Consider the following 14,399-nt stretch of genomic DNA (forward strand, 5'->3'; position numbering starts at 1 on the left):
TTTATCATCTATGCTATCTAAACAAATAACAGAAAAACTATCTGCTAAACACATCATAACATTGGTATGATAGATGGCTAGTCGTTCGCCCTCAACAGTCTGATTCGCAGTAAAAATAACGGGTGAACATTCAAAATCTTCACAGAATTCAATAAACAAATCTTCATCTGCTCTTGGCGATAAAGCGCAATATGCTTTTTGATTGACACGATCCATGATAATACTACCTGTACCCTCCAAAAAAATACCTTCGTCTTCAGCTGATGTATAGTCGATAATAGTTTCAATTTTAAACCCTTCATCTTCAAGTCTCAAAAAAATTTCCTCACGTCTTTCTAACCGTCTATTTTCAGCAAACATTGGGTATATTGCCACATTACCATTTTTATGGAAGCTTACCCAATTATTGGGAAAGATTGAATCAGGCGTATCACTATCTAGATCATCAGATTCTACGATAACATTAACTCCAACTCCTTGTAATTTTTCAACAAAAGCATCAAATTCAGCCTGAGCTTTTGCATTGATTTTGGCATTTTTTAAATCGATATCTTCCTGAAAATAATTATTGACAGCGGTTTGCTCATTCATCCTAAAATTAACAGGACGAATCATCAAAATAGTATCTGTAGACTGTTGCATTTTGAGGTATTAAAAGTCCCGTAAAATTACTCTTTTTACATTTCAAAAATCACAGATTCATATTAATTTCTTTAAGTTTGAAAAACAATCTAACTTCCTATGAAAAAACTATTTATTCTACTCTTGTTAATTTCCTCATGTTCAGATAAATCAGGAAATAACTCCGATGCCACATCAGAAATTGATTTTACAACAGTGTTTGAAAAATCGAATGGGCTAGAAACAGCAACCTATGATGAAACGATTCAATTCTATTTGAATCTATCTGAAGAATTTGATGAGATTTCAATTCGAGAAATAGGAGAAACAGATTCTGGGAAACCACTTCATATTGTAACCTTAAATATGGCAGGTGGATCTGATGATTTTGATGCTTTAAGATCTAATCATAGAATTATGCTCATCAATAATGGGATACATCCAGGAGAATCTGATGGTATTGATGCCACGATGATGTTATATCGCGATATTGTTCAAGGTAAAATAGAAGCACCGAAGCAGACCATTTTAGTAACGATACCAATATATAATGTTGGTGGGAGTTTAAATAGGAATTCAGGTACAAGAACCAACCAAAATGGCCCGAAAGAATATGGTTTTAGAGGAAATGCTCGCAATTATGACCTCAATAGGGATTTTATAAAATCAGACACTAAGAATGCACGAACCTTTGCACAAATATTTCATTTAGTTCAGCCCGATGTTTTTATTGACAACCATGTTAGTAATGGTGCCGATTATCAATACATATTAACCCATTTATTTACACAGCATAATAAATTAGGTGGAGTATTAGGGGACTATTTGCACACGGAAATAATGCCATTGTTAGAGAAAAAATTAGAAGATAAATCTTGGGATATTACACCTTATGTCAATGTTTTTAACCGCACTCCAGAATCAGGATTTTCTCAGTTTATGGACTCTCCACGCTATTCAACAGGTTATACAACGCTCTTTAACACATTAGGCATGATGGTAGAAACACACATGTTAAAACCATACAAACAACGTGTGGAAGGCACCTATGAATTAATGAAAAGTATGATTGAAATCACTGAAGAACAAGGAGGTAGAATTACCCAAATTAGACGTAACCAATCAAAAACATGGAAACAAGGATCAAGTTATCCATTGTCCTGGGCAATAGACACAACACAATCTTCGACATTAAAATTTAAAGGTTATGAAGGATTTATGATACCAAGCGACCTAACAGGTGCACAACGATTAAAATATGATAGAACGAAACCATATATTAAAGATGTTAGTTATCAAAACTATTTTAAACCTTCTAGTGAAGTTACTATTCCAAAGGCCTATGTTATTCCTCAAGGATGGCATAATGTCATTGAACTGTTATCACTAAATCAGGTTGAACTAACTCAAATTAAGAAAGATACTTTACTTAATGTCGAATCATACAGAATAGAAGATTATGACACACGACCTAATGCTTACGAAGGTCATTATTTACACTACAATACCAAAGTAAAATCATCGGAGCAAAAAATAAAATTCAGAAAAGGTGACTATATCATCAGTACTGACCAAAAAGCTTTACGTTACTTACTAGAAACGCTTGAGCCAACTGGCCCTGATTCGTTTTTTAATTGGAATTTCTTTGATACTATCTTACAGCAAAAAGAAGGATTTTCTCCTTACATATGGGAAGATAGAGCTAAAATGGTACTAAGAACAAATCCTAAATTACAAATTGAATATAATATAAAGGTCAGTTATGATGAGGAATTTGCTAATAACTGGTATGCCCAACTTGATTGGATTCATAAAAAAAGTAACAATTATGAAAAAGCGCATTTACAATATCCTGTTTATCGCTTAAATTAAAACTAAAAAGCCACCATTTCCATGGTGGCTTTAAAGCATAAGTCGAAGTATTTATTAATACTATTAATTTACTTGAACTTTGGTCGTGAAGTTTCTAAATTTCGAGGTGAGTTGAACAATATATGTCCCAATACTTAGATTACTCATTTCTATCTGATGTCTATCAGTAGATAATGTTGTAATTACTCCACGTTTTAATAATCTACCTTGCATATCTACAATAGTATAGCTTACGATTTCGTCTTCTACTAATATTGTATTGATATTTAATGTTGTTTTAACTGGATTTGGATAAACGACTGTTTTTGTAAATTCTGCTAACATCGCATCTTCAAAACTTTGATAATCGTCATACTGATTCACCCAATCATTAACTGCATCACCTTGTGAATTTCTTCCAAACCCAAAGTAGAAATTAAATATATCACAGAACCACCCTGGTAACACTAAATTTACAGCACCCTGAACATCTAATGAAGCACAAATCTCTCCTCCACCCTGTTGAATTAAAGGTAGAACATCAAAAGCTGTTGTCTGTCCAAATTGTACGATACTTAAGTCTAAAGTGCTTGGATCGTAAACGAGACTGTGAATTCTGTAGAAACCAACATTATCAATTTCAAATTCTGGTGTTGCAGATACATCTAATATGGTAAAGTTAAATGCATTTGTCAGAACAAATAATTGCTGATAACCACTTGGAATAACGGCTGCTTGCACTGCTTCAGCATAAATTGTAGCGACACCGTTATCTAAGCACTGAATTGGTTGATACGAATATAAACTTCCAGCGAATGCATTGCATTCGTCGCTAGCTTCCCCTACATGAATCGGTGCTCCAGCCACATCTAATGAGGCACATAAATCACCCCCACCTTGAACTAATAAACTATTAACATCAAAGCCTGTTGTTACTCCTGGTACAACGACACTTAAATCTAAACCTGTTGGATAGACTAACGTATGGATCGTGTAATCCCCTGCTTCTGTTACTGTAAAGTCTGGTGTGCCGTTAACCTGCTCAATAAGTAAACCTTCACCACTGGTCAATACAAATAACGTACTGTAACCCTCCGGTACATTGGCATCACCATTCGGTGTCGCGCTTAACATCGCATCACCACCTGATAACTCTAAACTACTCTCTACCGCTGTTAAGGTCCCTGCATCTGGATTTGTAATCGTGATTGGTGCTCCTGCTACATCTAATGAGCCACATAACTCTCCGCCGCCTTGAATCAATAAGCCATTAACATCAAAGCCTGTCGTTACTCCTGGTACAACCACACTTAAGTCTAAATCACTTGGGTATACAAAACCGTGGATCGTATATAAGCCACCACCTACTACCGTAAAGTCTGGTGTGCCATTAACTTGCTCAATTACTAAACCTTCCCCACTAGTCAATACATATAACGTACTATAGCCGTCTGGTACAAACGAATCCCCATTAGCCGTAGCACTGATCATAACCTCACCTGTACTACATACCTCTGACATCACTGCACTCACAGTGCCTGCGTCTGCCAAGCATGGCTCTTGATTCCCTAAAGTGAATGTGATGGTTTCAGAATCGCATTGAAATCCCTGAGCATTGTCAAGAAAATAAACAGTTGCAGTAACTTCGAAGGTACCTAAACCTATATCCCAATCACCGTTTCCAGCTGGAAAGGTATAAGGAACAATATTTTCGATGATTTCATAAGTTTGATTAGTGTCAAGATTGAGAACTTCATATCGCACACTTTGAACATATCCATGAATATTTACTTGAACATAAAAATGTCCAGGCAAATCATCAAAGACGTAAATTTCATCGTCTTGAATTTGTATGGATTCATGGCCATTAGTAAACTCAAAATTCTCAATGTCACCACATACAAGAGAATTTGTTTGACCAAATCCAAACAAAAAAAGACTAAAAAACAAAACAAGTAGGTAACCTTTCAGATTTGGGGTCTGAAGAATAGATTTGCTTTTCATTGCTTTTTGTTTAATTGTTCATGTATAAAATTAAACAAAATAGTATGAGGAAAAATTGGGACCCTCAAATTTTAAGAAACATTAACAAGAAATCGAATAAATTTAACTTTTCTAAAAATTAAATGGCTTTAACCAGTAATTTAATATTGGCATAGCTATTTTCAAGTGCTTTAAGGGATTCTTTGTGATTTAACCACTTAACCTTGGTTATACCCTCCTTAGTCTGTGGATATAATTTTCCTTCAAATTCGGTTTTCATTTCAAACCAGTAGGTTACTTTAATTTTATGCTTCCCGTTACGTTTAAAGATATGGTAAGTAATAGGCAAAGCCTTTGTTATTTTTAATCCATCTACACCAGTCTCTTCCTCTACTTCTCTAATAGCTGTTTCTTCAATTGATTCTTTTCCTTCGACCTTACCTTTTGGTAAGTCCCATTTTTTATTTCTGTAAATAAAGAGCACTTCATTATTGGAATTATAAACCTTTCCACCACCAGCAATTACATTTGGCAAAAGCTTAAGAAAGTGTTTTAAGAGCTTATCAGGATTATCATGAATTAATCGTACCGCTTTTAAATCTGTAGTATTAAGCATTTTAATAACTTTTCCAACATTTACAGATTTGAGTAGAAAGGATTTAAAATCTGTTTCCCTCTCAACTTTGGTGGTTAAAATGATTGGTTTATCACCTACGTAAATTGTATACATCTGTTTGGTCAGTTACAGCTTAATACTGTAAATGTATAATTTTTACTAGAAATTATATTGGTCAAAAATTAAATTAAAATTAAAATTTCTTAGGCTTTAAAATTGCTTAATTTTGTAACATGATTTTTAATAAAGAGACCGCTAAAAAAACCGCAGAAGTTTTATTACAAATTAACGCGATAAAACTACAACCAACAGAACCATTTACTTGGGCTTCAGGATGGAAGTCACCAATTTATTGCGATAATAGAATTGTATTGTCTTACCCTTTAATTCGAAATTATATTAGGGAAACCATGGCCAAACATATTGAAGATTATTATGGTAAACCAGATGTTATTGCAGGAGTTGCAACAGGCGCTATAGGCATTGGTTCCTTGGTTGCAGACTACTTAAACCTTCCATTTGTTTATGTTAGACCAGAAGCCAAAAAGCATGGTCGTAAAAATCAAATTGAAGGTCATGTTACCAAAGGGCAAAACGTTGTCGTAGTTGAAGATTTGATAAGTACTGGAAAAAGTAGCTTGAATGCTGTGACTGCTCTTAGAGAAGCAGAAGTAAATATTAAGGGAATGGTTGCTATTTTTTCTTACGGCTTTAAGGTGGCGTCTGACAATTTTGAAAACGCTGGAGTTGAGCTTCATACGCTGGGTAATTACGAAAATTTGTTGGAACAAGCACTTGACACTAATTATATTACAAAAAGTCAACAAGACATTTTAGCACAATGGAATGCAAATCCAAGTGAATGGAACGCTAATTGATTGTTATTTACAAAAAACTATTTTAATCATGAATTTAGAATCACCAAAAGTAACTCTTGATAAGTCAGCTGAAGCAACTTTTAATTTTTTATCTGATGTAAAGAATTTTGAAAGTTTAATGCCAGAGAACATAAGTAAATTTGAAGTATTAGAAGACGATAAATTCTTATTCGCATTAAAAGGCATGCCAGAGATTGTTCTAAAGAAAAAAGAAGCAATCCCTAATAGTAAGATAGTTTTGGGCGCAGCTGGCGGAAAATTAGATTTTGCCTTAATTGGACACATTTTAGAAATTGACGCTAACAAAAGTGAAGTACAACTGGCATTTAGTGGGGAATTCAATGCCATGATGGGTATGATGATAAAAGGACCTATTACTAAGTTTATTGAGACCTTAGCAACAAATATGAAGTCTGCAATTTAATACAATAGGCTTACTTCCTTTAAATTAAAGGCCTTTATAATATCGTTCTCAGTCCACACCTTTAATTTACCAGTATGATCAACACCTTTGATAATTCCAGAAAAAACCTGATTATTTTGTAATTTAAAGGTTGATGGTTTTTCCATTCGAAATAGAAGAGATTCATATTCCCTTTTAATATCATCAAACTTTTGGGACTCTAAAGCTTCAAAATACATTGGTATTTCTTTTAGAATTGCAGACAGTAACTCCTCTTTATTATAAGTGTTTCCGGTAATCTGTTTTAATGAAGAAGCTTTTGGCAAGTTGTCAAATTGAATCTGATTTACGTTAATTCCAAAGCCAATAACTGACCCCTGTAACTTGTTATTTTTTATGACATTTTCTATTAAAATGCCGCATATCTTTTTATCTGCTGACAAAATGTCGTTAGGCCATTTTATGCTCAATTTAGGGATTTTAAACCTTTCTAAAGCTGAATGAATTGCTAGAGCAATGCACATACTTATAAAATACTGCTTTTCAACATCGAACCCTGATAGCTCCTTAAACACACTAGCTGTAAGGTTTTTACCAGAATCCGAAATCCATGTTGATCCCATTTGACCACGACCATCCGTTTGCTTATCTGCAACCACAACCGTAAAATCTTTTGGTAAATTAACTGAAGCCATCGCCTTTAGATAGGCGTTAGTAGAATCAATGGCATCAAGTTTGATTATATACATGGTAAAAGCAGCGTTTTTTTATAGTTTTCTTATGAGAATAAGGGCAAACAAGAACTAAAAAAATAATAACTTTGCGTAAATTTAAATTAATTTAATGACGAAAGAAAAAACCAATGCAGACCAACTCATTACAACAATCATTCTTGGTATTGAAGAGGTTAAGGGAAAAGAAATTACCATTTTAGATTTAAGAGAAATTGAAAATACCGTTTGCGACTATTTCATCATTTGTGAGGGTACTTCAAATACACAAGTAAACGCAATCGTTAATTCTATACAAAAACAAGTCAGTAAAAATACAAAAGATAAGCCCTGGCACATTGAAGGAACAGATAATGCTGAATGGGTCTTATTAGATTATATAAATGTGGTCGTCCATGTCTTCCAAAAACATATCAGAGAATATTATGATATAGAAAGTCTTTGGGGAGATGCTAAAACGACACAAATTGAAACCAGTTACTAAAAAGAGAAGAGCTCATAATGGCAAAAGACAATAAAAACTTAAATAAAAAACCTAAGGTAAATCCATATTGGATTTATGGTGTAATTATCGCAGTATTTCTTTCAATTCAGTTATTTTCTGGGGGATTTGGTGGAACTACTGGCCTTCAAACAACTCCATCACAGTTTTTGGAATATTTAGAACGTGGTGATGTAAAGCGTATAGAAATAGTAAATAAACGCGAAGCTAGAGTTTACCTTACCAAAGAAGCCCAAGAACTCGAAGTACACAAAAAATCAAAACCAAAATCAATTTTACCTTCAGTAACACCTATGCCTAATTACAGGTTTGAATTTGGTGATCTACAGAATTTTGAAAAGGATATTCGGGAGATAAAACAGGCTAATAACCTCAACACAGAGGTAAAATATGATACAGAAAGTAATGCTTGGGGAGAATTCTTAATCACCTTATTACCCTTTGTATTAATAATTGGTGTATGGATATTTATCATGCGCCGCATGTCTTCTGGAGGTGCTGGTGGAGCTGGCGGTCAAATATTTAATATTGGTAAATCCAAAGCTAAATTATTTGATGAAAAGTCTGATACAAAAACTTCTTTTAAAGATGTTGCGGGTTTAGAAGGTGCGAAAGAAGAAGTACAAGAGATTGTAGATTTTCTTAAATTTCCGGAAAAGTATACAGCGTTAGGTGGTAAAATACCAAAAGGAGCCTTGCTAGTAGGCCCTCCGGGAACAGGTAAAACGTTATTAGCTAAAGCAGTAGCAGGTGAAGCCAAAGTACCTTTCTTTTCGCTTTCAGGTTCAGACTTTGTTGAAATGTTTGTTGGTGTAGGGGCATCTCGTGTAAGAGACTTATTTAAACAAGCCAAAGAAAAGTCTCCTTCAATCATATTTATAGACGAAATAGATGCGATAGGTAGAGCACGTGGTAAAAATAACTTTTCAGGATCTAATGATGAGCGTGAAAACACATTAAATCAGTTATTAACGGAGATGGATGGCTTTGGCACTAATACAAACGTTATTGTTTTAGCGGCGACCAACAGAGCAGATGTTCTTGACAGTGCATTAATGCGTGCAGGTCGATTTGATAGACAAATTTATGTTGATTTACCTGATGTACGTGAACGGAAAGAAATCTTTGAAGTGCATTTAAGACCACTTAAAAAAGAAGAGTCGTTAGATATAGATTTCTTGGCAAAACAAACCCCAGGATTTTCAGGTGCTGATATAGCTAATGTGTGTAATGAAGCTGCATTGATTGCTGCTAGAAAAGGAAAAAAAGCAGTTAATAAACAAGACTTCTTGGACGCTGTAGATAGAATTATAGGCGGTTTAGAAAAGAAAAATAAAATCATTACCCCTGAAGAAAAGCGCGCTGTCGCTTTCCATGAAGCAGGTCATGCTACTGTAAGTTGGATGCTAGAACATGCAGCACCTTTAGTTAAGGTAACTATTGTACCAAGAGGACGTTCATTAGGCGCGGCTTGGTATTTACCAGAAGAGCGTTTAATAGTGAGACCTGAACAAATGCTTGACGAAATGTGTGCTGCACTTGGCGGTCGAGCTGCAGAGCAAGTTATTTTTGATAAAATTTCAACTGGCGCTTTAAGTGATCTAGAAAAAGTCACAAAACAAGCAAGGGCTATGGTAACTATCTATGGTCTAAGCGACAAGGTTGGTAACTTAACATACTACGATTCTTCAGGACAATCTGAATATGGTTTCACTAAGCCTTACAGTGAAGAAACTGCTGTACTAATAGATAAAGAAATTTCGGACATTATCGAAGAGCAATACGATCGTGCAGTAAAACTTCTAGAAGAGAATAAAGATAAACTTACCGAACTTGCCGAAGTTCTTTTAGATAAAGAGGTGATTTTCAAGGACAACCTAGAAAAAATCTTTGGAAAACGTGCTTTTGACAGAGAAGAAATCGGAACCGAAGAGGAAGAATAAACCCTCTTGCATTGATATAAAAAACTTAAATTGACGAATTGTTAATTTAAGTTTTTTTATATTTGAGAAATGCACTAACTACAGGATTAATAGCAATAATTGAATGAGCTTATTTCGTAAACTCTTCGGTAAGAAATCTGATCAATCCGAAGATCAAATACCAAATCAAGAGCGCGGCAAATATATGCCTGAAATTAAGTTACCTGCAGATGAACGTTTCACAATTAATTTCAAAGCCAATGGAGGAAAATTTTTGTATTGTGAAACAATGGATGAAGTTAAAGACAGCTTTAATTCAATACTAGATGAAAATCAATGGCATGACGAAAATGTTTTCATAATTGATGATAGACTTTCAGAGCTTTTCAAAGATTTTAACCTGAATAGCACTAAAACGATTTCAGAAAGTTCTTATTTTTTGTCGACCTGTGAGTATTTAGTTTCAGATGACGGTTCTCTATTGATTTCCTCAAATCAAATTGCCGAGAAAAAATTAAGAGAACTTCCTGATCACTTTATTATTTATGCTACAACAAGTCAGTTTGTAGAGAATATAGGTGAGGGACTTAAAGGGATTAAAGCGAAAAGTAAATTGGCAATCCCTACAAACATAACAACCATAAAACACTTTAAGACAGCTGACGATAAAGACTTCCTTACTTATGGAAGTAGTTCAAAAAATCTATATTTGCTGCTCTTAGAAGACTTGTAATGAAAGAATTATCTATAAGAGCACTTTCAGGTGCTATATACGTGCTCTTGCTTATTGCTTCATTATACAATCAACATGCATTGACTATTTTGCTTTACGTCTTTGGAATGTTAAGCCTAGCAGAATTCAGTAAACTAATTAATCTTAAGTCTTTTATACAATACTTAATTTTTATTCTTCTTTATGGCGGATTTTGGTATTCTTGTATCACAAATGACACAATAAAAGGAAGTGATGAAGCTATTCAAATCCTTCTAGTGATTACAATTTTTGTTAATCTCATTCTTATTAAAGATTTATTTACAACCAAACAGATACCGCTCTTTCAGTCCAAGCGCTTTATTGTAACTACCTTCTATATTACCAGTGGATTTATATTTATGTTATTAATAGCTAATTATCAAAATACATTTACACCATTGTTATTACTCGGTGGATTTATTTTGATTTGGGTTAATGATAGTGCAGCATATCTAGTTGGTAAAAATTTTGGTCGCCAAAAATTGTTTCCAAGAATTTCACCTAAGAAAACTGTTGAGGGTTTTCTAGGAGGTCTCTTTTTTGCATGTATATCAAGTTATTTTATTTCGGTTTATACTGAAACACTTGGTTTTACTAGCTGGCTCATACTGGCCATTATTATAAGTGCTTTAGGTACTTTAGGAGATTTAATCGAATCAAAATTTAAAAGACAAGCTGGTGTAAAAGATAGTGGTGTAATTATGCCTGGTCATGGTGGCCTGTTAGACCGTTTAGATAGTATTATCTTTGCAGCACCATTCGTATATTTATTTTTAAGAATTTTAAGTTATGTTTCATAGAGAAGGTCATAAAATTATTTTCACAACACTAGTCATTGTAGTTGGCTCATTTTTTTTGATTGACGAATTTATCGTTAATGAATGGCTAAGAAAAGGACTGATGATAGCAGTATTAATTTTCTTTATTTTGATTCTGCAGTTTTTTAGAAATCCCAAACGACACACACATACTAATGAAAAGCATGCTTTATCGCCAGTTGATGGTAAGGTGGTGGTTATCGAAGAAGTTATGGAAAATGAGGTATTTAAAGACAAGCGAATTCAAGTCTCTGTGTTTATGTCCCCTTTAAATGTCCATGTTACACGTTACCCTATTAGTGGAAATATTAGTTTTAGCAAATACCATCCGGGAAAGTATCTAGTTGCATGGCATCCCAAGGCTAGTGAAGAAAACGAACGTACTACAGTGGTTGTTGAAAATAAAAGTTTTGGCCAGGTTCTCTATCGCCAAATTGCTGGGGCCTTAGCAAAGCGCATTGTTAACTATGCCAAAGAAAACACTACTGCGGTTCAAGGAGCTGACTCTGGCTTCATTAAATTTGGTTCTAGAGTTGATTTATTTTTACCTTTAGATGCAGAGATAAAGGTGAAACTTAACCAAAAGGTAAGAGGTGGTGAAAGTATCATTGCTGAGATGAAATGACATCAGAAGAGTTACATAAAGAATTTGAAGATGCTGTTGACCGCATAAATGCACATACAGATCCTTTTCCTGCAGATTTTCTTTTGCGCTTATACGCTTATTACAAAAAAGCAACCAATGATTACGGCAGACCAAGTAGTCGTAAGCCTATTATAAACGCTTTTAAAACTAATGCCTTATTCCAAGTTCAAGATATAAGTGAAGATGAGGCCAAACAAGAATATATTGATCTTGTCAATAACTATTTTTTGTATAGAAAGTAATATAATGTCAGTTTCTAATTAAAGGCATAGTAGAACACCTTAAAAGACCTTCTTGTTTAGCTATCTCAGCATATGGCACCTCTTCAACAGTAAAGCCATTGTCTCGTAACCAAGTATTCAACCTTGTAAAATTTTGTTCAGAAATTACGACATCCTCAGAAATTGAAAAGATATTGCTATACATATCGTACATTTCATCTTTTGTAATTTCAAACACATTTTCCTTTCCAAAATAATTTACTAGCCACTGATATTCGCTCTCAACTAAAAATCCATTTTTATGGATAATAGCTTTATCCTTTCCAACAGGCTGAAAGCAACAATCTAAGTGTAATGCATTTTCTTTAGGGTTTGTATTTGATTTTCTGAGCTCAAACGCCTTTACGGTTTTATTTGGAAACAGTTTTTTTATGGCCAAAACAGCTTCTTTATTGGTACGTGCCGTAATGTAATCTGGATAATCCTCACCTGTGTATGTCCCCATGAAAATATAGTCATTCCAAGGCATTACATCTCCACCTTCCACATGGCATTCTTCAGGAAGTTTTATGACTTTATCTCCGTCTATTTGATTGATAAGATGCTGTATAGCTTCATACTCCCGTTCTCTATCTGGCAGTATATTAGCCTTAATTAATTTATCCTCAATTACAAAAGCAATGTCGCGAGAAAATATCTGATTATAATCCTTTATTACTTTTGGTCTAAAAACTTCAACATCATATTTCTCAAAAACAGCAGCGACGGCCTCCATTTCCTTTATCATATCCGACTCTTTTGGATATGTACCTGCCTTAATATGCTCAATTGATTTAGGGTCATATGCTTCTTCAATAGTTGGGATAGGTCCATTACTCTCAGCTGTACCTAAAACGACTGCTCTAAGACGAGACGTTTCGTTTTGAATGTTTAATTTCATCTGTAGATGTTTATAGTTTTAAAGCTGTCAGATGAAATTTGATCATTAGTATAAAGTTGATGTAAACTAAATCTTAGGCTTATTTCATAGGACTTAAAATACAAAAAGCTTCATAACGTTATATGAAGCTTCTCTATAATTAAATAAACAATTAACGTTGGTCAATTGATTTAAATGCTCTTTGAGTCTCACCTGTATATAATTGTCTTGGACGACCGATAGGCTCTTTGCGTAATCGCATTTCGCGCCATTGTGCTATCCAACCTGGTAGTCTACCCAATGCAAACATTACTGTAAACATCTCAACAGGAATACCCATGGCTCTGTAAATGATTCCAGAATAGAAATCCACGTTTGGATATAACTTTCTATCTACAAAGTATTGATCTTCTAAAGCTTCCTGTTCTAGCCCTTTAGCAATATCTAAAATAGGATCTTCTACACCTAAATCTCCTAGCACTTCATCTGCTGCAACCTTAATAATTTTTGCTCTAGGGTCAAAGTTCTTATAAACGCGATGACCAAAGCCCATCAATCGGAAAGGATCATTCTTGTCTTTCGCTTTAGCCATGTACTTCTTCGTATCTCCTCCATCTTCTTTAATCGCTTCAAGCATTTCCAATACAGCTTGATTTGCACCTCCATGCAAAGGACCCCAAAGGGCTGAAATACCAGAAGCTAAAGACACAAATAAACCTGCATGAGAAGAACCTGCAATTCTGACTGTTGAAGTCGAACAATTTTGCTCATGGTCTGCGTGCAGTATTAACAACTTATCCAATGCATTGATCAAAATAGGATTTTGTTCGTATTCACTATTAGGCTTCTTGAACATCATCTTTAATACATTCTCCACATAGCCTAAATTATCATCTCCATATTCTAATGGTAAGCCATGCTTTTTGCGCATTGTCCATGCCACAAGAATTGGAAATTTAGCTAATATTCTAACAATAGCATCGTACATAGCTTCCTCAGAATTTACGTCTACGGAGGAAGGATAAAATGCCGTTAATGCACTAGTCAATGAAGATAACACACCCATAGGATGTGCAGCTTTTGGAAAGGCATCTAGAATTTTCTTTACGTCATCGTCAACAACTGACTTTTCCTTGATATCACCTTCAAATTTATCCAATTGTTCTTGAGTTGGTAATTCTCCAAAAATCAGAAGATAAGCCACTTCTAAGAAATCTGCTTTTTCAGCGAGCTCTTCAATAGAATAACCTCTATATCTCAAGATACCTTTTTCACCATCTAAGAATGTAATAGCACTTTCGCAACTTCCAGTATTTTTATAACCTGGATCTATGGTAATTATACCACCTGTTGCATTTCTTAAAGTCTTTATATCTATTGCAACTTCGTTTTCTGTACCTACTTTTAGAGGGAACTCATATTTTTCACCATTAACTTCTAAGGTAGCTTTGTCTGACATATTCTATAATCTAATTTTGTGAATTTTTAAGGACTGTAAAATTACGAAATATATAAGGATATATAAAGCAGATTT

General features: G+C 34.3%; 15 protein-coding genes. 9 read left to right on the forward strand and 6 right to left on the reverse strand.

Annotated features, from left to right (window positions below; translation table 11 throughout):
* Positions 1 to 642 (reverse strand): arginine deiminase-related protein (locus tag HRU49_RS06575; protein WP_296355392.1); only part of this gene is annotated, 642 nt, incomplete at its 3' end.
* Positions 643 to 741: 99 nt separating this feature from the next.
* Between HRU49_RS06575 and HRU49_RS06580 the strand changes: the two genes are divergently transcribed.
* Positions 742 to 2,493, forward strand: a complete 1,752-nt coding sequence (locus HRU49_RS06580; protein WP_296355394.1) for a M14 family metallopeptidase — start codon at positions 742 to 744, stop codon at positions 2,491 to 2,493.
* Positions 2,494 to 2,556: 63 nt separating this feature from the next.
* Here the strand turns inward: HRU49_RS06580 and HRU49_RS06585 are convergent, their stop codons facing one another.
* Entirely contained in the window at positions 2,557 to 4,476 is a 1,920-nt protein-coding gene (locus tag HRU49_RS06585; RefSeq protein ID WP_296355396.1) for a T9SS type A sorting domain-containing protein, read from the reverse strand.
* A gap of 118 nt (positions 4,477 to 4,594) precedes the next feature.
* A complete protein-coding gene (locus HRU49_RS06590) occupies positions 4,595 to 5,185 on the reverse strand; it encodes an NUDIX domain-containing protein (protein WP_296355398.1) in 591 nt (196 codons plus the stop codon).
* A 119-nt stretch (positions 5,186 to 5,304) separates the two neighbouring features.
* On the opposite strand from HRU49_RS06590, the gene pyrE reads away from it, so the two are divergent.
* Together pyrE and HRU49_RS06600 are read left to right on the forward strand one after the other, a co-directional pair.
* Positions 5,305 to 5,949: an orotate phosphoribosyltransferase gene (gene pyrE, locus HRU49_RS06595; RefSeq protein ID WP_296355399.1), complete on the forward strand. Its 645-nt coding sequence runs from the start codon at positions 5,305 to 5,307 to the stop codon at positions 5,947 to 5,949.
* Positions 5,950 to 5,977: 28 nt separating this feature from the next.
* Entirely contained in the window at positions 5,978 to 6,373 is a 396-nt protein-coding gene (locus tag HRU49_RS06600) for an SRPBCC family protein (RefSeq protein ID WP_296355401.1), read from the forward strand.
* Here HRU49_RS06600 and HRU49_RS06605 read toward each other — a convergent pair.
* Entirely contained in the window at positions 6,370 to 7,101 is a 732-nt protein-coding gene (locus HRU49_RS06605) for a biotin--[acetyl-CoA-carboxylase] ligase (RefSeq protein WP_296355403.1), read from the reverse strand. The two genes, HRU49_RS06600 and HRU49_RS06605, sit on opposite strands and share 4 nt — an antisense overlap.
* 94 nt (positions 7,102 to 7,195) lie before the next feature.
* Between HRU49_RS06605 and rsfS the strand changes: the two genes are divergently transcribed.
* The 6 genes from rsfS to HRU49_RS06635 all read left to right on the forward strand — a co-directional run bounded on the left by rsfS (position 7,196) and on the right by HRU49_RS06635 (position 11,967).
* Positions 7,196 to 7,567, forward strand: a complete 372-nt coding sequence (gene rsfS / locus HRU49_RS06610; protein ID WP_296355405.1) for a ribosome silencing factor — start codon at positions 7,196 to 7,198, stop codon at positions 7,565 to 7,567.
* Between the two features lie 17 nt (positions 7,568 to 7,584).
* The gene (ftsH, locus tag HRU49_RS06615) at positions 7,585 to 9,528 is read left to right on the forward strand and encodes an ATP-dependent zinc metalloprotease FtsH (RefSeq protein WP_296355408.1); all 1,944 of its coding nucleotides are present in this window, start codon (positions 7,585 to 7,587) and stop codon (positions 9,526 to 9,528) included.
* Between the two features lie 103 nt (positions 9,529 to 9,631).
* Positions 9,632 to 10,240, forward strand: a complete 609-nt coding sequence (locus HRU49_RS06620) for an LUD domain-containing protein (RefSeq protein WP_296355410.1) — start codon at positions 9,632 to 9,634, stop codon at positions 10,238 to 10,240.
* A complete protein-coding gene (locus HRU49_RS06625) occupies positions 10,240 to 11,061 on the forward strand; it encodes a phosphatidate cytidylyltransferase (RefSeq protein WP_296355412.1) in 822 nt (273 codons plus the stop codon). Before HRU49_RS06620 ends, HRU49_RS06625 begins: the two co-directional genes overlap by 1 nt.
* The gene (locus HRU49_RS06630) at positions 11,051 to 11,704 is read left to right on the forward strand and encodes a phosphatidylserine decarboxylase family protein (protein ID WP_296355414.1); all 654 of its coding nucleotides are present in this window, start codon (positions 11,051 to 11,053) and stop codon (positions 11,702 to 11,704) included. The genes HRU49_RS06625 and HRU49_RS06630 overlap by 11 nt, the downstream gene beginning before the upstream one ends.
* A complete protein-coding gene (locus HRU49_RS06635; protein WP_296355415.1) occupies positions 11,701 to 11,967 on the forward strand; it encodes an acyl-CoA-binding protein in 267 nt (88 codons plus the stop codon). Before HRU49_RS06630 ends, HRU49_RS06635 begins: the two co-directional genes overlap by 4 nt.
* Positions 11,968 to 11,974: 7 nt before the next feature.
* Here HRU49_RS06635 and HRU49_RS06640 read toward each other — a convergent pair whose 3' ends face one another.
* Both HRU49_RS06640 and HRU49_RS06645 read right to left on the reverse strand, forming a co-directional pair.
* Positions 11,975 to 12,886, reverse strand: a complete 912-nt coding sequence (locus HRU49_RS06640; protein ID WP_296355417.1) for an arginine deiminase family protein — start codon at positions 12,884 to 12,886, stop codon at positions 11,975 to 11,977.
* Between the two features lie 151 nt (positions 12,887 to 13,037).
* Positions 13,038 to 14,324, reverse strand: a complete 1,287-nt coding sequence (locus HRU49_RS06645) for a citrate synthase (RefSeq protein ID WP_296355419.1) — start codon at positions 14,322 to 14,324, stop codon at positions 13,038 to 13,040.
* Between the last annotated feature and the right edge of the window lie 75 nt (positions 14,325 to 14,399).

The organism is Winogradskyella sp. (assembly GCF_013213975.1).
Taxonomy (GTDB): domain Bacteria; phylum Bacteroidota; class Bacteroidia; order Flavobacteriales; family Flavobacteriaceae; genus Winogradskyella.